This window comes from Prescottella sp. R16, assembly GCF_030656875.1.
Lineage (GTDB): Bacteria > Actinomycetota > Actinomycetes > Mycobacteriales > Mycobacteriaceae > Prescottella.
This window is the reverse complement of sequence record NZ_CP130943.1, coordinates 183,493-209,775: the sequence shown is the minus strand read 5'-3', so window position 1 is coordinate 209,775 and position 26,283 is coordinate 183,493. Positions and strand designations below refer to the sequence as shown.

The following is a 26,283-nucleotide window of genomic DNA, read 5'->3' as shown; positions in this document are numbered from 1 at the left end:
GGTTACTCGACGGGGGCGGCGGATCAGCTGCGAATGCTGGGCCGCTTCCCGCGACCACGAGTCCGGCTGCCGCGATACCCGCGATGACGGGTGTGGCGAGCCGCCGTAAGGCTGACAGTCCCACTGAATTCTCCCTCTGGTGTGCGCTTCCCCGACCCAGCAATGCGAAATACCCCGATGTGATCGGCGGGGCCCTCAGGCGGGGCCCGGCACTCCGGCCGGGACCCCGCCTGGAACTCTGGTACTGCTTACGACCCGAAGTTCAAGCCGCCGAGCAGATCACCGAGGCTGCCGAAGCCGCCCGGGTTGCCACCCGTGTCACCGCCGGTCACCTGAACGCTCTGGGTGCTCGACGTCGAGTCCGCGACACCCTGGCCGCCGCTGAACACGACACGGATGTCGTGAGCACCTGCGGTGGTGAACGTGTGGTTCAGCACGGCCTTGCCGTCGACGATCGTGATCGCGTCACCGATCGGCTTATCACCGTCGAAGAACTGGACCGTACCGGTGATCGCAGCATTGCCGGTACCCGTCACCTGCGCCGAGAGTTCCACGGCCGCACCGGTCGTCGCTGTCGCCGGAACCGTGAGGACCGTGGCGGTCTGGACGTCCACCGGGGTCGGGGCCGTCACCTGCACCTGCTTCGCGGTGGCGGACGATCCGGTGAATCCGGTTCCGCCGCTGAACGTCGCGGTGATCGTGCGGCTGCCCGTCGCGGTGAAGGTGTGCGTCAGGGTCGCGACACCGTCGACCACCGGGGCAGTGCCGATCGACGTGCTGCCGTCGAAGAACTCGACGGTGCCGATACTCGCGATCGTCTCCGCTGTTCCGGTGTCGTAGACGGTGGCGTACAGCTGTTCCGGCTCACCGGTCTTGGCGTTGCCGGGCACACTCAGCATCGTGGTGGTGGCGGAGTCGACCGGCGTCGGCGCGGTCACCGTCACGGTCTGCGCCGTAGCCGTCGAGCTCGTGAACCCGGCCGTACCCGAGTACACGGCGGACACACCGAACGAGCCGGCCGCGTTGAACGTGTACGGCATGCTCGCCGTGCCGCTGCCGTCCACGACGATCGGGGCGCCCACCGGGGTACCGGCAACCTTGAACTGGACGGTACCGCCGGACGGAGCCGGGGCAACCGTCGCGGACAGGGTCACCTGCTCACCCGCGTCCGCGTTCTCCGGCACCGACAGTGTGGTCGCGGTCTGGGTGGCCGGAACCTCGGGATCCGCCACCGTCACCGTCTGTGCTGCGGCCGCGGATCCGGTGAATCCGGGGCTGCCCGTGAAGACTGCGGTGATACTGCGGGCACCGGCTGTCGAGAACGAATGCTGCAGCGTGGCAGAGCCGTTCGACACGGTGACCGGGCCACCGATATCGGTGCCGTTGTCCTGGAACTGCACGGAGCCCTGCGCGTTCGACGGCGTGACCGTCGCAGTCAGGTCGACGACCGTACCGGTCTCCGCGTCCTGCGGGACCGTCAGCCCGAGCGTGGTCTCGACATCGACGGGAATCGGATCGGACACCGTCACAGTGCGCTCGCTCGACGTCGACCCGGTGAAGTTCCCGGTCGCCGTGAACACTGCGGTGATCTTGTGCGAACCGGCCGACTCGAACGTGTGGTTCAGCGTCGCCGTGCCGTTCTCCACGGCAACAGCCGCACCGATATCGGTGCCGTTGTCCTTGAACTGCACCGAGCCCGTCGCCCCGACCGGAGCCACGGTTGCGGTCAACGCCACCGGAGCACCGGTCTCCGCCGTCGCCGGAGCCGACAGGTCCGTCGTCGTCGACACCTGCGCGGCAACGACATTGATCGTCGCCAACGGGCCGGCACCGGCGTTGAGAGCGCCACCTTCCGTATCGCGGGGACTGCAACGCGTGTCGGCCCATTGCGTGCCGACCAGGAATGCAGACGCCTTCGGCAGAGTGGTGTTGAAGTTCTCGAAGGCATTGAAGTTGCCCGCCGCACCACCGGTACGAATCTTCGGTTGGATCGGGGTACCGGCAGCTCCGGCGACGACGGTCACATCGACGGCCGGGAGCTGGAACCAGCTGTCACCACTACCGTTGGCGGTTCCATCGAGGTTCTTCTTCAGTTTGGGAGCCCGGATACCGCCCTCGGCACTGGTGCTCGTCTTGCCGGACGGTCCGTTTCCGGTCACCTCGTTGTTGCCGGACAGGCGCAGGATCTGGCCCGTCGCGGAAGGGCTGCCGGACTCGTCGATACGGATGACACTCGGGGCCACATTGTCGAGGTTGATCCCCGAACCGGCCACCGTTGCACCGACGAACGTCGTGTTGTCCGGAATCATGAAGTCGAACTTGAGTCGGGAGATGTTGGTCGTCGTGGCACCGGAGTCGGAGTTCGGATATGACGACGGACCGAGCTGAATGCGGTAGGTGAACGTTTCGCCGGGCTCCACCGTCGTCGGAGCGGAGACCGTCACCGACGAGTCGGTCGTCTTGACGACCTGCTTGATCGAGTTGTTCGCCTTGCACGTGGTCTTGAAATCGGTCGTCGTCGTGACCGGGGCATCGGCAGCCGATGCCGTCGCCGGCGCGACGACCAGCAGTGTCCCGGCGACGAGCGCGACGCCGGTGACAGGCGCGGCATATCGCCGGAGTAGTGGATTGCGCATGCATCACTTCCTGGTGAGAAGTTGCAGATGAGGGGGAGGAAATCCGTACGAGCCGCTACACCATAACGACGGTGTCACATCTGTGTATCGGTTTTAGTCGAACAACTGTCCAGAAACTTTTCCAGCGCTGTTAGTGCCACTAACGAAGCGCTGATCTGCAACAACACCCGGCCGGCCGTCATGCAGGAACTGTGTCTCCGACACGGCCACCCGGTACCGTCCGGGGCGTGTCACACGAACGCCAGCGCACCTACACGTGGAACGATCCCGCCCCCATCGCCGACGCGAACCGAAACCTCAGCGGACTCGAGTTCGTCCGCGGTCTCGTCGACGGCACCGTCCCGCACCATCCGACCGCGAGCACCCTCGGTTTCCGCGTCACCGACGCCCGTGAGGGGTTCGTCGAGATCACCGCCGAGCCGGCCGAGTGGCACTACAACGCCGTCGGCAGCGTGCACGGCGGCGTCATCGCCACGATGATCGACACCGCGATGGGCTTCTCCGTGTCGAGCACGCTGCCCGCCGGCATCCACTACACGACGCTCGACATCACCGTCCGCTACCTCCGCGGCATCAAGGCCGGCGCGGGACCGATTCGCGTGCACGGTTTTTCGGAGCACACCGGCCGAACCACGGCGACCGCCCGCGCCGAGGTCCGCGACGAGCAGGACCGGCTCCTGGCGACCGCGTCGACCACCTGCCTGATCCTGCGCTGACCCCGAAAGCGCGTCTGCCGAATGTCACATGCGTTCAGTTGGACTGAACGCATGTGACATTCGGCCACAACGGAAAGCGAGAAACTACGGCGCCGTCAGCACCTCACGCCCGACGAACGGCACGAGGGCGGCCGGGACGCGTACGGATCCGTCTGCCTGCTGGTGGTTTTCGAGGATGGCGACGAGCCAGCGGGTGGTGGCGAGGGTGCCGTTGAGGGTGGAGGCGATCTGGGGCTTGCCGTTCTCGTCGCGGTAGCGGACGCTCAGGCGGCGCGCCTGGTAGGTAGTGCAGTTCGACGTCGAGGTGAGCTCCCGGTACGCCTGCTGCGTGGGAACCCATGCCTCGCAGTCGAACTTGCGGGCGGCAGAGGAGCCGAGGTCGCCGCCGGCGACGTCGATGACGCGGTACGAGAGTTCCATGGCGTCGAGCATGTCGCGTTCCCAGGCGAGGAGACGCTGGTGTTCCGCGTCCGCGTCTTCGGGCTTGCAGTAGGTGAACATCTCGACCTTGTCGAACTGGTGGACGCGGATGATGCCGCGGGTGTCCTTGCCGTAGCTGCCCGCTTCGCGGCGGAAGCACGACGACCAGCCGGCGTACCGCTTGGGGCCGTTCGACAGGTCGAGGATCTCGCCGGAGTGGTAGCCGGCGAGCGGGACCTCGGAGGTGCCGACGAGGTACAGGTCGTCGTCGGCGAGGTGGTAGATCTCGTCGGCGTGCTGGCCGAGGAAGCCGGTGCCCTGCATGATCTCGGGACGCACCAGCACGGGCGGGATCATCATGGTGAACCCGTTGGCCATGGCCTTCTGCGCGGCGAGCTGCAGCATGCCCAGTTGGAGCATCGCGCCGAAGCCGGTGAGGAAGTAGAACCGCGAGCCGGACACCTTGGCGCCACGTTCCATGTCGATCAGGCCGAGCGACTCACCGAGTTCGAGGTGGTCCTTGGGTTCGAAGTCGAACGTGGGGATCTCGCCGACGGTCTCGAGGGTGACGAAGTCGTCCTCGCCGCCGGCCGGGGCGCCGTCCTGCACGATGTTGGAGATCGCGCGGTGCGCCTCGTCCAGCCGGGCCTGCGCCTCGTGCTGCGCGGCTTCCGCGTCCTTCACCTTCTGGGCCAGTTCCTTGGAGCCCGCGAGCAGCGCCGGACGCTCCTCGGGGGACGCCTGCCCCACCTTCTTGCCGAACGCCTTCTGCTCGGCGCGCAGCGTGTCGCCGGCCAGGACGGCGGCACGGCGGGATGCGTCGGCCTCGAGCAGCGCGTCGACCAGACCGGGGTCTTCGCCGCGGGTGCGCTGCGAGGTGCGGACGACGTCGGGGTTCTCGCGAAGGAACTTGAGGTCAATCACGCCTTGGAACTCTACTGTGTGGGCCCGGCCCCGCCCACGCGACTCAGTGCGCGCCGGGGTCGAGGATGCCCAGGTAGTCGTCGCGTCCGAACATACGTGCGGCGTCGATCGCGGACGGCTGACCGGCGGACGGGTCCGCTCCGGCGTCGACGAGGGCGGCCACGACGGCGTCCTCTCCCTTGAAGACGGCACCCGCGAGCGGGGTCTGACCGCGGTCGTTGGGCCGGTTCACGTCGGCGCCGCGGTCGACCAGCGCACGCACCGCGTCGGCGTGCCCGTGATAGGCGGCGAGCATGACGAGGGTGTCGCCGCTGCTGTTGGTCAGGTTCACCGGCACTCCGGCGTCGACGTACTTCGCCAATGTGACCGAGTCCCCGGCCCGGGCCATGTCGAACACGCGACCGGCCAACTCCTGCACGTCGGCGTCGGGCGCAGCGGGATGTTCCTCACTCATGGTGCACGAACCTACGTGGAAACTTCGGCATCCGCGCCGATTGCAGGCATTATGGACGGGATGTCCGAGGAAGCTACCGAACCGAATCAGCAACCGGGCCGGAGTCGGCACCTGTCCGCGCCGGTCACCAGGCGCGCCCTGGCCCTGGTCGCGATCGGGGCGCTGCTGGCCGCCGTCGCCACGATCTTCCTGTCGGGCGGGTTCGACCGCGGCGACAATCTGCCCGCGCCGAGTCTCGTGGCCGGGCCGCAGCCCACGGGTGCCGTCGCCGGCGAGGCGTTCGGCACCGCCACCACCGGCGACTGCCTCACCTGGACGAAGTCCGACGCGAGCGATCTCGAGCAGGTCGACTGCGGGCAGCCGCACCTGTTCGAGGTGGCCACCGACATCGACCTGAGCCTGTATCCGGGCGTCGAGTTCGGGCCGGGCTCGAAGTTCCCCGGGGTGTTGCGGTTCTCCGAACTGCGCGACGAACAGTGCGCGCCCGCCGTCGACACCTACCTGGCCGGACGGTTCGATCCGAAGGGCAAGTTCAGCGTCGGCCTGATCAATCCGGGTGAGGCCGGCTGGTCCGCGGGCGAACGCACCATCCGCTGCGGCCTGCAGTTCTCCGGTGTCACCGGCTCGCTGCTGCCGATCCAGGGGACGGTCGCCGACCAGGACCAGTCGAAGGTGTGGGACGTGGGTACCTGCATCGGCATCAACCAGAACGTGCCGTCCGATCCGGTGGACTGCGCGCAACCGCACGCGTTCGAGGTGGTCGGTGTCGTCGACCTGGCCAGCCAGTTCCCGGGAGGTATGCCGTCGGTCGAGGATCAGGACCGGTTCCTCGAGAAGGCGTGCACGGACGCGAGCAACGGCTATCTCGGCTCCCCCGACGTGCTGCGCGACAAGACCCTCACCCTGTTCTGGGACAACCTGGATCTCGACAGCTGGCTCGTCGGCAGCCGCAAGATCAACTGTTCGATCGGCAAGGAGGTCGACGGCAACGGCTTCGCGACGATCGTCGGCTCCGCGAAGGGCGACATCCTGATCAACGGTCAGGCCCCGGTCCCGCCGCCGCCGGCCCCGGAAGGCCGGTCACTGCCGACGCCGCTACCGGGCGCCGCTCCCCTGCCCCCGGCCGGCGGCTGACGTGCCGGTGACGATGTCGGACGCCCGCTTCGAGGAACTGGTGTCCGACGCCCTCGACCTGATTCCGCCGCAGCTCGCGGCAGCGATCGACAACGTGGTCGTGCTGGTCGAACCCCGCAACGACGAGGAGCCGACACTGCTCGGCCTGTACCAGGGCATCGCCCTCACCGAGCGGGACAGCCACTACGGCGGCGCCCTGCCCGACACCATCTCGATCTACCGGGACGCCCTGCTCGACGTGTGCGACACCGAGGAGCAGGTGGTGCACGAGGTGATGGTGACGGTCGTCCACGAGATAGCCCACTACTTCGGTATCGAAGAGGACCGGCTGCACGAGCTCGGCTGGGGCTGACCCGCGACGAAATTTGTCGGTTCCACGTGGAACCGACCGGCCTCCCCGGACGTCCAAGCCTTCGAGGAACGTAGTGCGTTCCGTGTCGTCGTCCCCGATGCGAGGAGTCACCGTCATGCCGGATCACGTGTTCGTCGACCCGGACGTCCTCGTGGCGGCCGCTGCAGAACTGGATGCGCTCGCCGTCCGTCTGCAGACGGTCGTGGCCGCCGCGACCCCCGCACTGACCGTGCCGCCGTCGGGTTCCGAGGAGGTATCGGTACTGGCCGCGGGCTATTTCAATCGGCTCGCCGAATCGTTCGGGCCGGCCGCGGCCCGCGGGATCGAGGAGTTGACGGCCGCCGCGGCCACGTTGCGGGCCCAGGCCGCCGCCTATCGGGACGGCGACCACACGCTCGGCGCGGCGCTCGCCGCCGGCATGTAGACCACCCCACCCGAACGGAGAACATCGTCATGACCCTCGGTGTCACCGGCGTCGTCTGGCTACCGCGCGGCGCGACCGTCAACTCGACCACCCTGACGGCAGGGGCCGGGCCCGTCCCGCTCACTGCCGCGAGCCCCGCTTGGGCCACGCTCGCCGAATCCTTCACCGACGCCGTCGCGACCCTGACCCGGGTGACCGAGGAGTTGCGCGCCGGTTGGGAGGGGGTGGCCGCCGACGCCGCCCTCACCCGGATCGCCCCGTTCACGGCGTGGGCGCAGCAGACCGCGACACTCGCCGCCGACACCGCCGTCAAGGCGTCCACCGAGGCCGGCGCGTACACGACCGCGGCACTGACCATGCCGAGCCTGCCCGAGATCACTGCGGTCAAGACCGCCAAGACCGCCGCGTACACCACCGGCGGCGCCCTCAACGGCTCGGCGGCCGCCGCGGAGGCCGCGGATCGGGCCCTCGACATCCGGGCCGGGCTGGTGATGGAGACCTATGAGGCGGCGTCGAACATCGTCGCGGTACCGGCGACGTTCCCGGCGCCACCGCCGCTCGTCACCGGCGCCACCGACGCCGACACGGCAGGTGGTGACGCGGTCACCGCCCGCACTCTCGAGAACGATTTCCGAGGCGACCCGGTTCGCACCGTCGCCGCCGCCGCGGCCGCGTTCGCGCAGCATCCCGGTGTCACGACCGCGGTCTCGCAGGTCGGGTCCGTCGCAGGTGCCGTCGGCCAGGCCACGTCGGCGGCCGCGAATCTCGGTGGGGCCGCGCTCGGGGGGATCGGGACAGGCGTCCCGACGTTCGGCGGCGGTACGCGGGCGGCGGATCCGGCCGCGCACCCGGCCGGCCGGGCAACGCCCGGACGGGTCGCCGCGTCGGGTGGTGTGCTGGGGGCTGTCGCCGCCCGGGCCGCGGGCATCGGCGGAGGAGCCGGGGCAGGGGTGGGAGCGGCACCGCCCGGACCGTCCGAGCTCGCGTCCCGTCCGGTGGCCGGTTCCGGCCCGGGGGCGGGTGCCACGACACCGGCGGGCCCGGCGGCGGAGCTCGCCCGCGCCGACACCGCCGCTGCGACCCGCAGTGCCGCCGGCCCGGTGGGCGGCGCCCCGGCCGGCGCGCACCGCGGGGCCACGGAATCCGACGAGATCGAGCGCGCGACCCCCGCCTACCTGCGCAGCTTCGAGCACTTCGAGGACGGCCGCACCGTCATCCCCTCGGTCATCGGCGGGGATCCGCTCGGGGACGGGCGGTGATCGACTTGGGCATCGGTCCGGTCGGGGTGACGCTGCCCCCGACCACACTGCACATCGACGAACTCGACCTGCTCGTCGAACTCCTCGGCGTCGACGAGCTTCCGGTCGTCCTCGACGCCGGTCCCCGTTTCGACTTCCCCGCGGACCGGGACGCGGTGTTCGCGGCCGCTCGTGCGAGCCTCGGCGGGGCCGGGCTCGTCGACGCATCGGACGGCACGTCGGTGCACCCCGACCTGGCCCGGCAGCTGCACGTTCTCGCGCGTCCCCACTGCGAGATCGCGGTCCGGCGGCACGGAAACGGAGCGGTGTATCGGGCCTGCCTGGCCCGCGGCGCCGACGGCACCGTGCTGGCCTCGCGCAGCGACGACACCGTCACCCTCCGCAGCATCGACGACGATCCGGTGGGTCCACTCGCCCACCTGCTCGGCATCTCTGCACCCCTACCTTTCAGCGGAATCAACTGCCCCACAGCAGATCTGGTAGCAGCGATCGACAGCGCCACCGATCCGCGGCGGACCGTCGACGCCCTCGTCGCCGTCGGCGCGAAGACAGCGGACGCGGCCGTCGTCGGACCGGCCCTCGTAGACCGTCCGACGGTCGCCGAAATTGTCGGACTCACCCACGGGAACGGCGGGACACCACACCCGCACGGGCCGGTGACGGTGTTCGACACCGCGATCGGACGGATCGTCGGCACCACCGGCACCGCGGCCGACGGGGTGCGGTGGACGTCGCTGGCGCCGGGCACGCCGGGACGGCTGCGTCAGGCGCTGCTCGATCTGCTCGACGCAGCAGCCTGAGCCGGGTCAGCCCATCGGGTCGTCGGTGGCCTCGGTCGCGTCGGCCTCGAACCACGGGCGCTGCGGGGTGATGTCGAACGGCGGATCGTAGGTGCCCCAGCGCACGCAGCGCCATCCGGTGTCGGTGGGGACCAGCTCCACGGTGGACGTGTTCTCGAGGTGCCGGTCCGCGGCGAATGCGCCGGGCACACCGCCGAGGTAGGCACCGACGAGCCGGATCGCGGCGCCGTGGCTCACCACCACCACGTCCCCGTCCGCACCACCGTCCAGGAACTCGGCGCGCAGCGAATCCACCACCGGCACATAGCGTTCGATGATGTCGACACCGGATTCTCCGCCCGGCATCCGCGCCGACAGGTCACCCGCGTGCCACGTGTGGAACACCTTCGCGAACATCTTGTGCGATTCGAGGTCGGAGCGGTCCTCGAGTTCCCCGGCCTGTGCCTCGTGCAGGCCCTCGCGCACCTGCAGTGCGATACCCGACGCCGTCTCGACGAATCCGCCGGTCTCCCGGGCGCGCAGCGCCTGCGACGACACCAGCGCCGACGGCGGCCGCACCGCGAGCCGCTCCCCCAACGTCCGGGCCTGGGTCCGTCCGAGTTCGGTCAGCCGGGCTCCGGGAAGCCGGGTGTCGAGACGCCGGTCGACGTTGGCCTCCGTCTGCCCGTGTCGGACCAGGATCAGCCTGCCGCTCATGCGTTCTCCTCTCCTCGTCGCAGTCGTTCGAGCCATGCGACGTCGTCGGCGTCGGGCATCGGGGCACCGCCGGCGGGGGCGGTCGACGGCCACGATCCGAGGAATCGGACGTCGCTGAACCTGTGCAGCGCCTTGAGCGCTTCCGCGACCAGCCCGTCGTCGATATGGCCGATGCAGTCCAGGTGGAACAGGTAAGTGCCGAATTCCTTACGGGTGGGCCGGGATTCGATGCGGGTGAGGTCGATGCCGCGGGTCGCGAACTCGGTCATCGCCCGGACCAGGGAACCCGGCACGTTGTCGAGGTGCAGCACGACGCCGGTGCGGTCGTTTCCGGTGCGGGCGGGTGCCGGACCGGGCCGGGTGGCCAGGACGAACCGGGTGCGGGCGCCCTCGTAGTCGGCGACCGACGACGCGAGCGCGACCAGCCCCAGCCGCTCTCCGGCGAGGGCCGTGGCCACACCGGCATCGGCCAGACCTGCCGCAACATCTTCTGCCGCACCGGCATTCGACGAGGCCGGTTCGACGCGCGCATGCGGCAGGTGGGTGTCCAGCCAGCCCTGCACCTGCGCTGTCGCGACCGGGTAGGCGCGGACGGTACGGACGTCGTCCAGGCTGGTGCCGGGGCGGCCGACGATCGTGAACGCGACCTCGAGTTCCGTCTCGGCCATGATCTGCAGACGGTCGCCGAGCGCGAGCGCATCCATGGTGGGGCGGATCGAGCCCTCGACGGAACTCTCGATGGGCACCACCGCCCCCTGGACCTCACCGCGTCGCACCATGTCGAGCGCGGCACCCTGGCTCGGGGCGGCGACACGTTCGACGGTGCCGTCGAACGTGCCCGACTCCTCGAGCTGGGCGAGAGCCATTTCGGTGAAGGTTCCGGTGGGTCCGAAGTACGCGATACGAGGCACGTCTACGAGGTTACGCACTCGCTGCCGGACACCGGCCGCGATCGGCTAGCGGAGTCCGGCGTCGGCGAGAACCTGCTCTACCTGCGCGGGATCCTCGACCTCGATCCCGAGCAGGACGTCGCGCACCGCCTCCGCGGCATCCGGGATCAACCGCGCGAGTGCAGCGGGGTCGGGATTCGCGAGCGCGGCCCGGACGTCGTCGCCGCGCAGCGCCGCGACCGTTCCGGACAGTAGCGACAGCACCTCCGCACCGTCGCGGGCGCGGGCGACGAAACCGACGGACGTGTGCGCGAGGACGGCGAGGAAGTCTGCGACCGCGCCGACGGACTGCCCGGCGATCAGCCCGGGGCTGTGACCGGCGTCGGCCAGGGCCTGCGCGGTCTCGGCGAGCGTGCCCGCGTCGGAATCGGAGTCGTCGGGGGTGACGAACACGGTGATCGGTGCGGGCAGGCGCAGTGCCATCACGTCGTCGAGGTCGGCGGCGGTGCAATGCACGTGGTAGCGCAGCACCCGGTGTTCGGCGGCCCCGTCGAGACGGTCGGGGTCGATGTCGAGTTCGACGACGACGGCACCGGCCTCGACGTCGGTTCCACCGGCGGCGACGAGCACGGAGGCGGGCACGATCGACGGCCCGGTCGTCACGGCGGGCCGGGGTGCGGTGGGGGTGGCCGAGTCTCGCCGTGCGAGGAGCAGTCTCGCGACGAGCGGTTGCGGCGTCCGATCCGAGGACGCGGGAAGGGTCGGCATCGACAGTGACACGGGAATCGACACACCACCACGTTAGCCCGGACCGGGTCGGGGTGCCTCGTCCGCGTCGGGGGTTGCCCCGACCGCCATCACAAATTAGCTTAGGTTTACCTAAGTACACCCTCGGTATTCGTCCACCCCGAAGGAAGTCGCCATGCCCCGCACCACGACCACCGCACCCACCGGCCCCTCCACCGCCGAACAGTTGCGCAGCACCACCACCGCGGCGGCGGACGCCGTCCTCGCCGTCGCCGGCAGCGACCCGGTCGTCACGTCCCTGCACCACCTGCACGACGACGGCACCGTCGTCGTCGTGGTTCCCACCGACTGCGCCGCAGCGGCACTCGCATGGCAGTCCGGAACCGGCGGACTGCCCGCCGTTCTCGAGATCACCGATCACGCCCCCATCGCCCTGCGCGACCCCGTCCGGGCACTCGTGTGGCTGCGCGGCTCGCTCACCGCCGTCTCCGGCCACGACGAACGCCTCCTCACCGACACCGTCGCCACCACGAACCCGCACCCGGCGCTGCTCGACGTCGGACACGGCGCCGCCCTGCTGCGCCTGCACCTCGAATCCGCCGTCGTCGCCGACACCACCGGCGCTGCGGCCGTGACCGTCGACGATCTGCTCGCGGCGGCACCCGACCCGTTCCGCGACGTCGAGACCGAGTGGCTACAGCACCTCGACGAGGACCACGCCGACCTGGTCGCGCTGCTCGCCCGACGGCTGCCGTCGTCGCTGCGCACCGGACCGGTGCGCCCGCTCGGCATCGACCGGTACGGGATACGGCTGCGGATCGAGGCCGACGGCGGCGACCGGGACGTGCGCCTCGACTTCGCCGAACCCGTCGAGGACGCCCTCGGCCTGAACCGGGCCCTGCGGATCCTCGTGGGCTGCCCGTTCGTCAACGGGATGCAACGCCGACGTTGACGGCGGATGTCCGCCCGGAATCAGCCCTGTCGCCGCTGCGTTGTACGGATGAGATCGAGATCACATCAGGTGGTTTCGTACCGATCCGAAAGGCGCGCTCGACATGACCGCGGCAGCCCCGCGTCGTGCCCCGCGTGAGGTTCCCCGTCGTCCGGCGGCGTATCGACCGCCCACGACGATGCTCGTGGACCCGCGGTTCGAGGCACTCGCCACCCAGTTCTTCCACCTGTTCCGCCGTCCCCGCGACGGCGGCGGCGGTCTGGCCGTCTACCTGCACGGACAGCCCGTCCTCGATGTGTGGGCGGGCTGGGCGTCCCCCACCCGCAAATGGGACTCCGGGACGGTCGCGATGTCGTTCTCGACCGGCAAGGGCGTCGCGAGCACGGTGCTGCACCGCCTCGCGCAGCGCGGACTGGTCGACTACGACACCCCGGTCGCCGAGTACTGGCCCGAGTTCGAGGAATCCGGCAAGGAATCGATCACCGTCCGCGAACTGCTCAGCCACCGCGCGGGCCTGCACCGCATCCGCGGCCTCGTACCCGGACGCCTCGCGCTGCTCGACCACGACCGGGTGGCCGCCGCACTCGCCGCCGCCGCCCCCGACCCGCGTCGCACCCGCATGCCCGGCTACCACGCCGTCACGTACGGCACCCTCGTCGCGGAACTCACCGAACGCGTGTCCGGGATGTCGTTCACCGACCTGGTGCGCACCGAGATCGCCGAACCGCTCGGGATCCCCGCCTTCTGGTTCCAGGTGCCCGACTCCGAGAAGTACCGCATCGCGAAGGTGTTCCCGCGCATCAACCCGTTCGGGATGCCGTGGGGACTCACGTCGACCGCACTGGGCCTGGTCCCGCACATCAGGAACATCGCCGACGCCGGCATGCCCGAGGGCTTCGACGCCCTCGTCCGCGACCCGTCGATCCACGACTACGTGATGCCCGGCTGGAACGGCGTGTTCAGCGCCCGCGCCCTCGCCCGCATGTATGCGGCGTTCGCGAACGACGGTGTCGTCGACGGCATCCGCTTCCTCGACCCGGAGACGGTCGCGAAGGCCGGCGAGGTGCAGACCCACGCCCGCGACTACGTCCTCGGCATCCACATGAACTGGCGGCTCGGCTACCACGCGGCGCTCGTCGCGGCCCGCACCCAGAACGCCGGCGCCTTCGGCCACTACGGTGTCGGCGGATCGGGCGCGTTCGCCGACCCCGACACCGGACTGTCGGTGGCATTCGTGACCAACCGGCTCGGCAACGCGCTCACCCCGTTCGCGGACCTGCGGCTCGCGACCCTGGGCGCCAGGGCCGAATCGATCGCCCGCCACACCTGACGCCGTCAGCGTCTAGCGTCGGCGAGGTGATCACCCGCACCACCGTCGACTCGTGGCTCCGGCCTGCCGCACCCGTGCCCGCCCCACCTCCGCTCGATGCCCGCGAGCGACGCGCGCTGTGGTTCGAGATCACGATCGTCCTGCTCGTGACGTTCGGGCTGAGCGGGATCTCCAGCGTCCTGTCCCTGCTCGAGTCGGCGCTGCAGCCGGGCGGGCTGTCCGATCAGGCCGTCGCCCTGAACCCGTCCCGGTCGACGCAGTCGTTCGTCGACCTGGCCCGGCAACTGCTGGGCGTCGTGAAGCTCGCGGCCTGGGCGGCACTGGGCCTGTACCTGCTGTGGCGGTCCGGACTGGGACCGCGGCGGATCGGTCTCGGGCGGATACGGGACGGCGTCCTGCCCGGCGTCGGGCTCGCCGCCCTCATCGGACTGCCCGGCCTGGTGTTCTACCTCGCGGCGGTCGCACTGAACGCCAACCTGACCGTCCTGCCGAGCACCATCGACGATCACTGGTGGCGGCTGCCGGTCCTGGTGCTGTGGGCGATCGCGAACTCCGGTGCCGAAGAGATCCTGGTGGTCGCCTACCTGATCTCGCGGTTGCGTCGCCTCGGCTGGGGCGAGAACTCGTCGCTGCTGGCGTCGGCGCTGCTGCGCGGCAGCTACCACCTCTACCAGGGCTTCGGGGGCGGGCTCGGCAACGTGGTGATGGGATTGATCTTCGGACGCTACTGGCAGCGCACCGGGAAACTGTGGCCGCTCGTGATCGCACACGCCCTCATCGACTCCGTCGCATTCGTCGGATACGCCCTGCTCCGCGGGCACCTGTCGTGGTTGCCGTGACCCCACCTTGTCGGGTTCGTGCGTATTCTCGGTGATCGTGAACGGCGAGACCCCCGACCGACGGCAGCCGGGCCCGCCATCCCGCGGCCGGCCCCCGATGGCGCGTCCCGCCCCGCCCCCACCCCGTCGCGGCGGACCACCGCCCCGGCAGCACCCCCCTCGAAACGCGCCGAACACACCCGGACCCGAGGGCACCCAGGTCATCCGCCGCGACGGCCGTCCCCCCGCGCCGCCACAGCAGGCGTGGTCACAGCCCCCGGAGCCGCAGGCATGGTCACGGCCCCCGGCCCCCGGCGGTGGTTCCGGCGGCCACGCGCCGACGCAACGCCCCCAGCCGTACGCCGAACCACGCCGGGTCCCGCCCGCCCCACCACGCGGACCGCGTCCCACCCCGGCCGCACCCGAACCGTCGAAACGGCCGAAACGATCCGGCCCGCGCCGACCCGGACGGTGGCTGCGCCGAATCGCGCTGACCCTGATCGTGCTGCTGGTCGTATCGGTCGGTGGACTGTTCTACCTGGACACCAAGCTCGGCCGGATCGACGCCCTCGCCGACTACCCGGGCCGCATCGCGGACACCCCCGGCACCAACTGGCTGCTCGTCGGCTCCGACAGTCGGGCGGGTCTGACACCGGAGCAGGAACGGGAACTGTCGACGGGCGGCGACGACGTCGGTCAACGCACCGACACCATCATCGTCGTGCACGTCCCGAAGAGCGGCCCGACGACGATGGTGTCACTCCCCCGCGACTCGTACGTCCCGATCCCCGGCCACGGCAGGGACAAGATCAACGCGGCCTTCGCGATCGGCGGCGCACCACTGCTGGTGCAGACCGTCGAGGAGGCCACCGGACTCCGGATGGACCACTACGCCGAGATCGGCTTCGGCGGGTTCGCCGGCATCGTCGACGCCCTCGGCGGGGTCACGATGTGTGTGCCCTACCCGATCGACGACCCGCTCGCCGGCATCGACCTGCAGGCCGGCTGTCAGAAACTCGACGGACGCAACGCCCTCGGCTTCGTCCGCAGCCGCGCGACCGACCTCGCCGACCTGGACCGGATGAACAACCAGCGGGCGTTCATGAGCGCACTGCTGGAGAAGGCGTCGTCGCCACTCACCCTCGTCAATCCGCTCCGGTTGTGGCCGACGCTGTCGCGTGCGGCCGGATCCCTACAGGTCGACGACGGCGACCACCTGTGGAACCTGGCGGGACTGGCGTGGGGGCTGCGCGGAAAAATGGTCACCACGACCGTTCCGGTCGGCGGATTCGACTACGTTCCCGGCTCCGGTGACGTCCTGTTGTGGGATCGGGAGAAGGCGAGCGCATTCTTCGATGCACTCGCACACGATCGCCCCGTTCCCGAGGGTCTCCTCACCGGAACACCGTGATACTCGTCGCTGCCGAGACTTTCCCTTCCCGGACACCGCAATGGTGGCGGTAGTGTTTTCGTCATGACTGAAACGAGCGACTTCCACCGACTGCTGCAGGAACAGATCCGCAACGAATTCACGGCCTCACAGCAGTACATCGCCGTCGCCGTCTACTTCGATTCCCAGGACCTGCCCCAACTCGCGGGCCGGTTCTATCAGCAGGCCGCCGAGGAACGCGACCACGCGATGATGATGATCCAATACCTCCTCGACAACGACCAGCCGATCAAGGTCCCCGGCATCGACGCCGTCGTCACCGAGTTCACCTCCGTCCGTGAACCCGTCGCGCTGGCCGTCGCGCAGGAGAAGTCGGTCACCGACCAGATCACCCGACTGGCCCGCACTGCCCGCGACACCGGCGACTACCTCGGCGAACAGTTCGTGCAGTGGTTCCTCAAGGAACAGGTGGAAGAGGTGGCGAGCATGACGACGCTGCTCACCATCGTCGACCGCGCCGGCGAGAACCTGTTCAACGTCGAGGACTTCGTCGCCCGCGAAATGAGTTCGACCGGCGCGGTCGATTCGACCGCACCCCGCGTCGCAGGCGCCTGACCACCTACACCCCGTGCCGCAATTGTCGATTTCCCGACAATTGCGGCACGACCATTCTTTGGTCAGCCCACCCTAATTGAGGTAGCACTAAATGAGGGAACACTAGCCTCAATGAGGTTCCGCTTGGATGACAATCTCGGCCCTACGGCGATATCTTCTATACATGAGTGCCGCAGATGATTCGCACAGGACGAAATTTCACGCACTTCTCCACGACCAGATCCGCAACGAGTTCAACGCGTCGCACCAGTACCTCGCGACCGCGGTGTATTTCGACAACGCGGACCTCCCCCAGTTGGCGTCCCACTTCTACAAGCAGGCCAACGAGGAACGCAACCACGCGATGATGATCATCCAGTACTTCCTGGACCGCGACATCGCCGTCGAACTCACCGGCGTGGACGCCGCGAAATCCCACTTCGACAACGCGCGCGAACCGATCGCCCTCGCCCTCGCACAGGAGAAGACCGTCACCGAACAGATCGTCCAACTCGCCCGCACCGCCCGCGACGACGGCGACTACCTCGGCGAACAGTTCATGCAGTGGTTCCTCAAGGAACAGGTCGACGAAGTCGCCCGCATGACCACCCTGCTCACCGTCGCCGACCGGGCCGGCTCCAACATGTTCGACCTCGAAACCTTCGTCGCCCGCGAAATGAGCAGCGTCGACGACACCTCCGGCGCACCCCCCGTCGCCGGCGGCAAGATCTGAGGTCATCCCCCGGAATCAGCTGAAGGGACCCTTCGTGCGCTGCGAGCGCACGAAGGGTCCCTTCAGCTGTAGAGAGAGGCGAACCGCGCTCAGCGCAGGGTGACCTGCCGGCCGCGGAGACCGTCGCGGGCGCGGGTCTCGGCAGCGGTGAGGGGGGCGTCGACGGTGAGGGCGTCGTCGAGGCGTTTGCCGAGTTCGACGGTGGGGGCGGCCCACTCGTCGGGATGCTTTTCGCGGTCGAGGTCGAAGACCGGGACGAGCAGGCCGTGGGTGCGGAAGGAGCCGGCGAAGCGGGAGCCCTCTCCGAGGTGGAGGCCGCCGGCGGCGTGGACGCGGGCGAGGGCGAGCATGAGGGCGTCCTCGTCTTCGGGGCGGACCCAGCGCAGGTGGGCGCGTTCCCCGGCGTCGACCCACCAGGCGGCGACGACACCGTCGGCGGTGAGACGAGCGGACGGCATGATGGCGGCGTTGGCCTGGGCGACGGTGGCGGCGACCTCGGGGGCGGGCTGGACACCTTCGGGGATCCACCAGTCGAAGCTCTGGTGGACGGTGATGGCGGGCAGGGTGTCCGCGTCGAGGACGTCGTGCAGGCGCGGGCTGTCGGCCTGCGGGTCGGCGAAGGTCAGCGAGGTGCCGGGGGCCGCGTTCTGGGCCCAGGTGACGGCGGCGCCGAGGTCGGCGGCCGGGTCGGCGGTGTGGGCCTGAACCTGCAGTCCCACGTAGCGGCCGGCGTCGCCGTTCTCGTCGCGGACGAGGGCGGCGACGGCGCCGGGGAGGACGGTGGCCGCGGTGACGGGCTCATCGGTGTCGCGGACGGGCAGTTCGACGAGGGCGGACGGCACGAACTCGCGGAGGGCGACGAGGTCGCATTCGGCGGCCAGGCCCGCGAAGGGGCGGGTCGGTGCGACGGATTCGGCTTCGCGTTCGAGGCGGCGTGCTTCGAGTTTCGCGGCGCGGTTGCTGCCCGGCTTGGGACCACTGTTTCTCTTGCTCTTCTTACCCACGAGGCCAAAACCTACACGGACGTACCGGTGGTTCGTCGGACTGTCTCAGCCGCCCAGCAGTTTCTTGGTGCGTCCGGGGTGGTTGGTGGCCACCCAGCCGACGCCGAGTTCGCGGCAGAGGGCGACGTCGGCGGGGTCGTCGACGGTCCAGCAGTAGGTGGCGCGTCCGGCGGCGGCGGCCTTGTCGACGAGTTCGGGATGGTCACGGAGGGTCTTGATGGACGGTCCGATAGCGGTGGCGCCGACGGTGGTGGCGGCGCCACCGCCGAGGTAGCGGGACGCGTCGCCGAGCAGCACGGTCGGCAGGAGTGGTGCGGCGCGGCGGATCCGCCACACCGCGGAGGCCGCGAACGACATGACGACGGCGCGTGAGTGGTCGGCGGAGGCGGGTGCGGCGAGCCCGTAGCGGGCCAGTTCGGCGAGCAGTTTGGATTCGACGAGCCCGCCGTAGCGGACCGGATGCTTGGTTTCGATGAACAGTTTGGTGGGCCGGGAGGTCCAGGCGAGGGTCAGTTCGATCAGCTGGGACAGGGTGAGCAGGCCGGCGGGTTCGCCGTCGGTGCCGTAGTCGAGTTCGCCGAGCGATTCGAGGGTCATCTCGCTGACGAGTCCGGTGCCGGAGGAGGTGCGGTCGACGCTGCGGTCGTGGACGCACACGAGGTGCCCGTCCCGGGTGAGGCGGACGTCGCATTCGAGTCCGTCGGCGCCTTCCTCGAGGGCGAGTTCGTAGGCGGCGAGGGTGTGTTCGGCTTTCGCGGCCGACGCCCCGCGGTGGGCGACGACCCGGGGTGGAGTGTTCATGCGACGGTCGCCTCCTCGCTGCGGGGCACGTTGATCCAGCGGTGGCCGGGGCGGCTGCGGCCGAACAGGTCACGGTCGTCGAATCTGCGGATGACGTGCAGGGTGAGCAGTGCGGTGGCGGCGGCGACGGCGGCGGTGACCGCGGCGAGGAGGACACCGTCGGCCTGTGCTTGGAGGGTGTCGCGGCCGCGCCACAGCAGGCCGGCGGCGACGAGGACACCGTTGACCGCCCAGGTGGCCCACCAGATGCGGACGGCGACGACGGTGCGCCGGTCGTCGGCGATCTCGGTGAGGTACACGCCGGGCATGACGAGGTTGACGATCGGGACGAGGGAGCCGATCGCGAGGGACCGGGGGGTGCGGGGGTCGGCGAGGCCGCGGGCGGCGAGTGCGTCGCGGCGGACGACGACGAGTCGGCACACGGAGGCGACGGCGGCGGCGATCGCGACGAGCGGCGCCGACAGTTGGGTGGCCCACACGAGGGCGTCGGACACGGCGAGGGTGAGGGGGTCGACGAGGCGGACCCGGTTGACCAGGAGCAGCCCGTACCGGAACGTTTCGGCGACGGCGGCGAGAGCGAACACGATCGCGGTGCAGGCGAGCAGGGTGGGGGCGAGGTCGGCGGCGACCTCGGTGCGGGTGAGCCGGTCGTCGGGTTCGGCGGGCGGCGGGTCGAGGAGCCCCCATCGTGGTGTCTGCGTGTAACGGGGGGTGGGACCGAGTCGGCGGGCGGCGGGGCGGGCCTGTGCGATCGGCGGGTACGGGCTGCGGGCGACCCAGCGGAAGTGGCGTCCGGGTGCGGCACGGTGCGCGGTGTCGGTGGGGGCCTGCAGTGCGCCCCCGCAGCGCGGGCACCACTGTGCGGGTGTCCCGTTCACGGGCCACCGGGACGTGCAGCGGGTGCAGGCCTGGACGACGCTCATCTCTAGTAGATCTTCGCGGTCCCGGATTCGTCGTCGGAGGTCAGTGGCAGCCCGGCCTGCTGCCAGGCGACCATGCCTCCGGAGACGTTGTAGGCGTCGTAGCCGATGTTGTTGAGGTATTCGACCGCGAGGATCGAGCGTCCCCCCTGCCGGCACACGACGTACACCTCGGCGTCGATGTCGACCTCGTCGATGCGGGCCGGAATGTCGACGAGTGGGATGTGCTGGGCGCCGGGCGCGTGTCCGAGCGTCCATTCGTCGTCCTCGCGCACGTCCAGGAGGACGACCGACTCGGTCGGCGCGGTCGGAAGGTCGGTCACGGACACGGTGGGGACGTGCGGGGAGCTCACCACACGATTCTGGCACGGGACCCGTTCGGCGGCAGACGATCTCCCGAGTCGATGCCGCGGCAGCCGAGACAGGGCCGAGACATCGAGGGGCCATTATCCCCAAATCGTCATCAAATCGTGATGCAAGTCACGATTTGAGCAGAGTTATCCACAGTATCCACAGGGTCATCCACAGATCTGAACAACTCCATGAGGTTTCGTGCACAGGTCAGACCGCTGATCCGGACGATCCGTTGACACCTGTGCACCGCCGGTTGTCCACAACGTTCCCCGGCCCCGCAGGTATCGACTCGATCGGATGTACGTCACAGTCGACGGTGCGGCACAGTGGACCGCATGGACCTGAGAATCTTCACCGAACCCCAGCAGGGCGCCACCTACGACGATCTTCTCGCGGTGGCCCGGGCCGCCGAACAGTTCGGCTACGACGCGTTCTTCCGGTCCGACCACTATCTCGCGATGAACACCGACGGACTGCCCGGCCCCACCGACGCCTGGATCACCCTCGCCGGACTGGCCCGTGACACGTCGACGATCCGGTTGGGCACGCTGGTGACGTCGGCGACGTTCCGCTACCCGGGACCGCTCGCGGTCGCAGTCGCGCAGGTCGACGCGATGAGCGGCGGCCGCGTCGAGTTCGGTATCGGTGCGGGCTGGTACGAGGAGGAGCACCGCGCGTACGGGATCCCGTTCCCGTCGCTCGGGGAACGGTTCGACCGACTCGAGGAATCGCTCGCGGTGATCACGGGCCTGTGGGAGACCCCGGTCGGGCAGACGTTCGACCACGACGGCGTCCACTACCCGGTCTCGGGTTCCCCCGCGCTGCCGAAGCCGGTGCAGTCGCCGCGCCCGCCGATCGTGATGGGTGGCATGGGCAAGAAGCGCACCCCGGCCCTGGCGGCCCGGTATGCGGACGAGTTCAATCTGCCGTTCGTGTCGGTCGACGACACGGTGACGCAGTACGAGCGGGTCCGGCAGGCGTGCCGGGCGATCGACCGGGATCCGGAGTCGCTGACGTATTCGAGTGCCCTCGTCCTGTGCTGCGGGCGCACCGAGGAGGAGATCGCACGCCGCGCCGCCCGGATCGGCCGCGACGTCGCCGAACTCCGCGAGAACGGGCTCGCCGGCTCGCCTGCGGAACTGGTCGACAAGATCGGCCGCTACCGCGAGGCCGGATCCCAGCGGATCTACCTGCAGACCCTCGATCTCGCGGACCTCGACCACCTCGAACTCGTGGCGTCGGAGGTCGCTCCGCAGATCTAGGCAGTTGCGCCGCTCGGCACCTACCCGCAGCGAACGCCGGTGGCGTGGACGGGGCAGTAACCGCCGGGGTTCTTGGCGAGGTACTGCTGGTGGTAGTCCTCGGCGTAGTAGAACGTGGTGAGGGGTGCGATCTCGGTGGTGACGGTGCCGTAGCCGGCCGCGGCGAGTCGGTTTCCGAAGGCTTCGGCGGTGGCCTCGGCGGCGGCGGCCTGTTCTTCGGAGTTCGTGTAGATCGCGGATCGGTACTGGGTGCCGTGGTCGTTGCCCTGCCGCATGCCCTGGGTGGGGTCGTGGTTTTCCCAGAACTGGGTGAGCAGGTCCTCGTAGGTGACGACGGTGGGGTCGAAGACGACGAGCACTGCTTCGGTGTGTCCGGTGCGACCCGAGCACACTTCTTCGTAGGTGGGGTTGGGGGTGTAGCCGCCGGCGTATCCGGCGGCGGTGGAGTAGACGCCGTCGCGTTGCCAGAACTCTTTTTCGACGCCCCAGAAGCAGCCCATGCCGATCACCGCGGTCTGCATGCCGTCCGGGAACGGCGGTTGCAGCGGGTGTCCGTTGACGTAGTGGGTGGCGGGCACCGGCATCGGGGTGTCGCGGCCGGGGAGGGCGTGTTCGGCCGTCACCATGGTGGCCGTCGGGCGGGCGATCCGGCCGTCGAGCAGGTCATCGAACCAGGACATACGACGAGCCTACGCGCGCTCCCGGGTGTCGACCGGGGGCTGATCCTGTGGGGATGCGGCGGGTTCGCGGTCGCGTCCGATGTTGCGGGTGCGTTCCCCGATCCAGCGGGCGGCGGGCACTTCGATCCACCGGTAGACCGCGTCGGAGACGGCGGCGGTGACGATCAGGAAGGCGATGATCGCGCCGGTGCGGCCGAGCAGGTCGACGGTGTTCTCGTAGACCCGGTAGAGGATCAGGGTGTGGACGAGGTAGATCGCGTAGCTGCGGGTCGCGGTCCAGCGCACGATCGCCCAGCGGGTGGGGCGCCCTCGGTAGCGTCCGAGCACCAGGACGAGCGCGGTGACGACGGCGATGGTCCAGAGGTAGCGGTCGCCGGCCCAGTAGACGCGGTATTCGGTGGCCAGGCGCACCACCTCGATCTGGGCGAGAACGCCGACGACGACCCAGCGCCAGTCGACGAGCCGTGACAGTGCGAGGTAGATGAGCTGGCCGAGGAACACGGTGGGCAGGGTCGCCGCCACCTTCGACAGCATCGGCACCGTGTAGGGCTGGGGCACGAACAGGTTGTAGGCGATGACCAGCGCACACAGAGCCGCACCGAGGAGCGGGACGACGATCGGGCGGGTACGCAGGAGCGGGCGGGCGGCGACGCAGTAGAAGTAGAAGAGGATCTGGACGACGAGGGTCCAGGTGACGCCGAGGACGGCGACTTCGGGTTTGAGGAAGAAGCCGCCGAGGACGAAGCTCAGTGCGGCCTCGGAGTTGGAGATACCGGTCTGTCCGCTGAACATGCCGTTGATGCCGAGCCGGACGAGCAGGATCGCGGCGGCGACGGCGATCCAGAGGGCCGGGAGGAGGCGTCCGACGCGGTCGAGGAGGAACCGTCCGGGGTGGTGCCGCATCGCGGATCGGGTGATGACGGCGCCGGTGAGGGTCATGAAGATCGCGACGCCGACGAACGACAGGTGCTGGTTGAGGTTCAGGCCGTCGACGAAGACGGTGTAGACGGCGTCGATGCCCCACCAGCCGGAGCCGAGGTCGTCGATCAGATAGAAGGAGATGTGGGAGTAGAGGACGGCGAGAACGGCGATCGTGCGGAGCAGGTTCGCGCCGGTCAGTTCGACTCGAGGTGCCAGGTCGGCCCGCGGATTTGGAACGGGCGTCACGGGGGGCACTCCGCAATCTTAAGGTTCCGTTCATCGTCCGGCCCAATTCCGTGTCGGGTCCGCGATGTCCGAGAGCCGAGTTTCTCAGCATGTTCAGGGTGGGCGAACTTTTTTGTGAGGGCATTCCCTCGTCGGCAGTGTGGTTGCGGAGGGTGTACCAATGAGATTGGGTTGATCATCAGTACGACCCATCGAACACACACGTCAGGGCGCCACGCCCCTGAGGAAGGGAAACTCGTGTCTGTTTACACGCTGCCCGATCTCCCCTACGACTACGCCGCACTCGAGCCGCACATCTCCGGCAAGATCATGGAACTCCACCACGACAAGCACCACGCGGCCTACGTCGCCGGCGCCAACACCGCCCTCGAGAAGATGGCCGAAGCCCGCGCCAACGGCACCATGGCCGCACAGGCCACCAAGCTGGAGAAGGACCTCGCCTTCCACCTCGGCGGCCACACCAACCACTCCGTCTTCTGGAACAACCTCTCCCCCGAGGGCGGCGACAAGCCCGAAGGCGAACTCGCCGCCGCGATCGACGACGCCTTCGGCAGCTTCGACGCCTTCCGCGACCACTTCTCCGCGAACGCCAACTCCATCCAGGGCTCCGGCTGGTCCATCCTCGCCTGGGACTCCATCGGCCAGCGCCTGCAGATCGTCCAGCTCTACGACCAGCAGGGCAACATCAGCATCGGCCTGATCCCCCTGCTCATGCTCGACATGTGGGAACACGCCTTCTACCTCGACTACCAGAACGTCAAGGGCGACTACGTCAAGGCCTTCTGGAACATCGTCAACTGGGCCGACGTCACCGACCGCTTCACCAAGGCCCGCACCCAGACCGCCGGCCTGATCGTCCCCGCCTGATTCACGGGCACCGCTCCGCGAGGAGCATCCGTCGACGCCGCGTCCGCATGCCGGGCGCGGCGTCGCGTATTTGTGGGCCGGGTCGCCGCCTGCTGGGTACGGTCGACGCCATGACGGACACCGCTGTCGAGACGATCCTGTCGGACCTGGTCTTCCCGGAGTGCCCACGGTGGCACGACGGCCGGTTGTGGTTCTCGGACATCCACAGCGGTCTGGTGTTACGGCTCGATCCCGCGACGGGCGACGTCGAGCAGGTGGCGGAGGTGCCCGGGAATCCGGCGGGGCTGGGGTTCCTGCCCGACGGCCGTCTGCTGGTCGCGTCCGTGCACGAGCGGAAGCTGTATCGCGTCGAGGACGACGGGTCGCTGGCCGTGCACGCGGATCTGCACGCGATCGCGTCGTGGCATCTCAACGACATGACGGTCGATGCGCGAGGGCGGGCGTACGTGGGGAACTACGGCGACGACAGCGCTCCCCCGGCGCCGCCTCGGCCGGCGGATCTGGCGATGGTCGAGCCGGACGGCAGCGCGCACGTGGTGGCGGAGCAGATGTTGTTCGCGAACGGGATGGCGATCACGCCGGACGGGTCGACGTTGGTCGTGGCGGAGACGCGGGCGACGCCGGGGCGGTTGTCGACGTTCCGGATCGAGGCGGACGGCAGCCTGGTGGATCGCCGGGTGCTCGTCGCGTTCGACGACCCGGCCGTGCTGCCGGACGGTATCGCGATGGATGCCGAGTCCGGGGTGTGGGTGGCGTCGCCGTTCAACGATCTGGTGCTCCGGGTCGATGCGGCGGGCGTGGTGACGGATCGGATCGCGGTGCCGCACCCGTATGCGGTGGCGCTCGGCGGGGTGGACGGCCGCGATCTGTTCGTGTGCACGGCCGACACATGGGTTCCGGACGAGGCACTTCGGTTGCGCGGCGGCGCGATTCGGCGGGTGCGAGTGACGGTTCCGGCGGCGCGTCCGGAATCGTGAGCCTTCCCGAACTTCACCAGTTCGGTTTCCCAAACTTATTGTGCCCTTTGCGCTTTCGTAAAAGCGCAACTATGGTCGACGCAAGCGAAGGGGAGTAGCCCCCAATCGCTGCGTCGACATACTGGCCGGCCTCACCCGGGTGCCCGCCCGGCGCAGTGAACCGGACGTCGTCCGGTGGGCGAGACCTTCGGCCGTGAACGCATCCGCGCGTTCGGGGCCGGAGGAAAGTTTCCCGACATCCTCCGAGAACGACGAATCCGGAGGTTCGATCGACGTGCTGGCTGCAGTCCTGCTGAGTTTCGGTGTCATCTTCCTCGCCGAGCTGGGTGACAAGTCCCAGCTCATGGCGATGACGTTCGCGCTGCGCTACCGCTGGTGGGTGGTGATCGCCGGTATCACCGTTGCCACGACCGTGGTGCATCTGGTGTCCGTCGGGGTCGGTCATTTCCTGGGGGCGGCGATCCCCACCACGGCGATGTCCGTGCTCGGCGGTATCGCGTTCCTGATCTTCGGTTTGTGGACGCTGCGTGGGGATTCGCTCTCCGACGAGGAGGAGCAGAAGGCCCGCAAGGTCACCGGGTCGGCGTTCCTGGCGGTGGCGTCGGCGTTCTTCCTCGCCGAGCTCGGCGACAAGACGATGCTCGCGACGGTCACCCTGGCCGCCGACAACGACTGGGTGGGTGTGTGGATCGGGTCGACGGTCGGCATGGTGGCCGCGGATGCGCTCGCGATCGTGGTCGGCGCCCTGCTCGGCAAGCATCTGCCCGAGGCGTTCGTCCGGATCGGTGCGGCGGTGCTGTTCTTCGCGTTCGGTGTCTGGCTGCTGCTCGAGGGCGTGTTCCCGGACAGCCCGGCCGGGGCGATCGCCGCGGGCGGCGTGCTCGCGGTGTCGGCCGTGGCCGCGCTGGTCCGGCGGTCCGTTCGGGGTTCCCGCCCGGTGGCGGTGTCGGACGATCCGGCCCCGACCCCGCGCTCTTCCTAG

28 protein-coding genes are annotated in these 26,283 nt (G+C 69.4%); 16 read left to right on the top strand and 12 right to left on the bottom strand.

Annotated features, from left to right (window positions below; genetic code table 11):
• Positions 1-248 precede the first annotated feature (248 nt).
• Complete coding sequence (locus Q5696_RS00990) at positions 249-2,636, bottom strand: Ig-like domain-containing protein (protein ID WP_305093393.1); 2,388 nt, start codon at positions 2,634-2,636, stop codon at positions 249-251.
• A gap of 227 nt (positions 2,637-2,863) precedes the next feature.
• On the opposite strand from Q5696_RS00990, the gene Q5696_RS00985 reads away from it, so the two are divergent.
• Positions 2,864-3,352: a PaaI family thioesterase gene (locus tag Q5696_RS00985; protein ID WP_305093392.1), complete on the top strand. Its 489-nt coding sequence runs from the start codon at positions 2,864-2,866 to the stop codon at positions 3,350-3,352.
• An 84-nt stretch (positions 3,353-3,436) separates the two neighbouring features.
• Here the strand turns inward: Q5696_RS00985 and serS are convergent, their stop codons facing one another.
• Together serS and Q5696_RS00975 are read right to left on the bottom strand one after the other, a co-directional pair.
• Positions 3,437-4,696, bottom strand: a complete 1,260-nt coding sequence (serS, locus tag Q5696_RS00980) for a serine--tRNA ligase (RefSeq protein WP_305093391.1) — start codon at positions 4,694-4,696, stop codon at positions 3,437-3,439.
• A 43-nt stretch (positions 4,697-4,739) separates the two neighbouring features.
• Positions 4,740-5,150 carry an ankyrin repeat domain-containing protein gene (locus Q5696_RS00975; protein WP_305093390.1) on the bottom strand — a complete coding sequence of 137 codons (411 nt, stop codon included), beginning with the start codon at positions 5,148-5,150 and terminating at the stop codon, positions 4,740-4,742.
• Positions 5,151-5,210: 60 nt separating this feature from the next.
• Between Q5696_RS00975 and Q5696_RS00970 the strand changes: the two genes are divergently transcribed.
• From Q5696_RS00970 to Q5696_RS00950, 5 genes are all read left to right on the top strand, one after another.
• The gene (locus Q5696_RS00970) at positions 5,211-6,284 is read left to right on the top strand and encodes a septum formation family protein (RefSeq protein WP_305093389.1); all 1,074 of its coding nucleotides are present in this window, start codon (positions 5,211-5,213) and stop codon (positions 6,282-6,284) included.
• Between the two features lie 13 nt (positions 6,285-6,297).
• The gene (locus Q5696_RS00965) at positions 6,298-6,636 is read left to right on the top strand and encodes a metallopeptidase family protein (RefSeq protein WP_370654958.1); all 339 of its coding nucleotides are present in this window, start codon (positions 6,298-6,300) and stop codon (positions 6,634-6,636) included.
• Positions 6,637-6,751: 115 nt separating this feature from the next.
• Positions 6,752-7,060, top strand: coding sequence for a PE domain-containing protein (locus Q5696_RS00960; RefSeq protein WP_305093387.1), 309 nt, complete (start codon positions 6,752-6,754; stop codon positions 7,058-7,060).
• 29 nt (positions 7,061-7,089) lie between these two features.
• Entirely contained in the window at positions 7,090-8,319 is a 1,230-nt protein-coding gene (locus Q5696_RS00955; protein ID WP_305093386.1) for a PPE domain-containing protein, read from the top strand.
• Complete coding sequence (locus Q5696_RS00950) at positions 8,316-9,119, top strand: ESX secretion-associated protein EspG (protein ID WP_305093385.1); 804 nt, start codon at positions 8,316-8,318, stop codon at positions 9,117-9,119. The genes Q5696_RS00955 and Q5696_RS00950 overlap by 4 nt, the downstream gene beginning before the upstream one ends.
• A gap of 6 nt (positions 9,120-9,125) precedes the next feature.
• Here Q5696_RS00950 and Q5696_RS00945 read toward each other — a convergent pair whose 3' ends face one another.
• Genes Q5696_RS00945 through Q5696_RS00935 form a run of 3 tightly spaced genes read right to left on the bottom strand, consistent with a single transcriptional unit; the run spans position 9,126 to position 11,497 of the window.
• Positions 9,126-9,815, bottom strand: a complete 690-nt coding sequence (locus Q5696_RS00945; RefSeq protein ID WP_305093384.1) for a histidine phosphatase family protein — start codon at positions 9,813-9,815, stop codon at positions 9,126-9,128.
• Positions 9,812-10,726, bottom strand: a complete 915-nt coding sequence (pheA, locus tag Q5696_RS00940) for a prephenate dehydratase (protein WP_305093383.1) — start codon at positions 10,724-10,726, stop codon at positions 9,812-9,814. The genes Q5696_RS00945 and pheA overlap by 4 nt, the downstream gene beginning before the upstream one ends.
• 45 nt (positions 10,727-10,771) lie before the next feature.
• Positions 10,772-11,497 carry a hypothetical protein gene (locus tag Q5696_RS00935; RefSeq protein WP_305093382.1) on the bottom strand — a complete coding sequence of 242 codons (726 nt, stop codon included), beginning with the start codon at positions 11,495-11,497 and terminating at the stop codon, positions 10,772-10,774.
• Positions 11,498-11,627: 130 nt separating this feature from the next.
• Here Q5696_RS00935 and Q5696_RS00930 point away from each other — a divergent pair, with 130 nt between their 5' ends.
• The 6 genes from Q5696_RS00930 (at position 11,628) to Q5696_RS00905 (ending at position 17,269) form a co-directional block, all read left to right on the top strand.
• Positions 11,628-12,404: a DUF2470 domain-containing protein gene (locus Q5696_RS00930; RefSeq protein ID WP_305093381.1), complete on the top strand. Its 777-nt coding sequence runs from the start codon at positions 11,628-11,630 to the stop codon at positions 12,402-12,404.
• A 103-nt stretch (positions 12,405-12,507) separates the two neighbouring features.
• Positions 12,508-13,734 (top strand): serine hydrolase domain-containing protein, encoded by a 1,227-nt coding sequence (locus Q5696_RS00925; RefSeq protein ID WP_305093380.1) that lies wholly within the window; start codon positions 12,508-12,510, stop codon positions 13,732-13,734.
• A gap of 26 nt (positions 13,735-13,760) precedes the next feature.
• Positions 13,761-14,573, top strand: coding sequence for a CPBP family intramembrane glutamic endopeptidase (locus tag Q5696_RS00920; protein WP_305093379.1), 813 nt, complete (start codon positions 13,761-13,763; stop codon positions 14,571-14,573).
• A 97-nt stretch (positions 14,574-14,670) separates the two neighbouring features.
• Complete coding sequence (locus Q5696_RS00915) at positions 14,671-15,963, top strand: LCP family protein (protein ID WP_370654957.1); 1,293 nt, start codon at positions 14,671-14,673, stop codon at positions 15,961-15,963.
• Between the two features lie 63 nt (positions 15,964-16,026).
• Entirely contained in the window at positions 16,027-16,557 is a 531-nt protein-coding gene (locus Q5696_RS00910) for a ferritin (protein ID WP_305093377.1), read from the top strand.
• Positions 16,558-16,720: 163 nt separating this feature from the next.
• Positions 16,721-17,269, top strand: a complete 549-nt coding sequence (locus Q5696_RS00905; protein ID WP_305093376.1) for a ferritin — start codon at positions 16,721-16,723, stop codon at positions 17,267-17,269.
• An 89-nt stretch (positions 17,270-17,358) separates the two neighbouring features.
• Here Q5696_RS00905 and Q5696_RS00900 read toward each other — a convergent pair whose 3' ends face one another.
• Genes Q5696_RS00900 through Q5696_RS00885 form a run of 4 tightly spaced genes read right to left on the bottom strand, consistent with a single transcriptional unit; the run spans position 17,359 to position 20,347 of the window.
• Entirely contained in the window at positions 17,359-18,273 is a 915-nt protein-coding gene (locus Q5696_RS00900) for a DUF5926 family protein (RefSeq protein WP_305093375.1), read from the bottom strand.
• A gap of 45 nt (positions 18,274-18,318) precedes the next feature.
• A complete protein-coding gene (locus tag Q5696_RS00895; protein ID WP_305093374.1) occupies positions 18,319-19,074 on the bottom strand; it encodes a glycerophosphodiester phosphodiesterase in 756 nt (251 codons plus the stop codon).
• Positions 19,071-19,997: a DUF4328 domain-containing protein gene (locus tag Q5696_RS00890; protein WP_305093373.1), complete on the bottom strand. Its 927-nt coding sequence runs from the start codon at positions 19,995-19,997 to the stop codon at positions 19,071-19,073. The genes Q5696_RS00895 and Q5696_RS00890 overlap by 4 nt, the downstream gene beginning before the upstream one ends.
• 2 nt (positions 19,998-19,999) lie before the next feature.
• The gene (locus tag Q5696_RS00885; protein WP_305093372.1) at positions 20,000-20,347 is read right to left on the bottom strand and encodes a rhodanese-like domain-containing protein; all 348 of its coding nucleotides are present in this window, start codon (positions 20,345-20,347) and stop codon (positions 20,000-20,002) included.
• A 336-nt stretch (positions 20,348-20,683) separates the two neighbouring features.
• On the opposite strand from Q5696_RS00885, the gene Q5696_RS00880 reads away from it, so the two are divergent.
• Positions 20,684-21,610 carry an LLM class F420-dependent oxidoreductase gene (locus Q5696_RS00880; RefSeq protein ID WP_305093371.1) on the top strand — a complete coding sequence of 309 codons (927 nt, stop codon included), beginning with the start codon at positions 20,684-20,686 and terminating at the stop codon, positions 21,608-21,610.
• A 20-nt stretch (positions 21,611-21,630) separates the two neighbouring features.
• On the opposite strand, the gene msrA is transcribed toward Q5696_RS00880, so the two are convergent.
• Together msrA and Q5696_RS00870 are read right to left on the bottom strand one after the other, a co-directional pair.
• Positions 21,631-22,290, bottom strand: coding sequence for a peptide-methionine (S)-S-oxide reductase MsrA (msrA, locus tag Q5696_RS00875; RefSeq protein WP_305093370.1), 660 nt, complete (start codon positions 22,288-22,290; stop codon positions 21,631-21,633).
• Between the two features lie 9 nt (positions 22,291-22,299).
• The gene (locus tag Q5696_RS00870) at positions 22,300-23,457 is read right to left on the bottom strand and encodes an acyltransferase family protein (protein WP_370654840.1); all 1,158 of its coding nucleotides are present in this window, start codon (positions 23,455-23,457) and stop codon (positions 22,300-22,302) included.
• Positions 23,458-23,694: 237 nt separating this feature from the next.
• Here Q5696_RS00870 and Q5696_RS00865 point away from each other — a divergent pair, with 237 nt between their 5' ends.
• The 3 genes from Q5696_RS00865 (at position 23,695) to Q5696_RS00855 (ending at position 26,283) form a co-directional block, all read left to right on the top strand.
• On the top strand, positions 23,695-24,324 hold the full coding sequence (locus Q5696_RS00865) for a superoxide dismutase (protein ID WP_305093368.1): 630 nt from the start codon (positions 23,695-23,697) through the stop codon (positions 24,322-24,324).
• A 110-nt stretch (positions 24,325-24,434) separates the two neighbouring features.
• Entirely contained in the window at positions 24,435-25,301 is an 867-nt protein-coding gene (locus Q5696_RS00860; protein WP_305093367.1) for an SMP-30/gluconolactonase/LRE family protein, read from the top strand.
• A gap of 274 nt (positions 25,302-25,575) precedes the next feature.
• Entirely contained in the window at positions 25,576-26,283 is a 708-nt protein-coding gene (locus Q5696_RS00855; protein WP_305093366.1) for a TMEM165/GDT1 family protein, read from the top strand.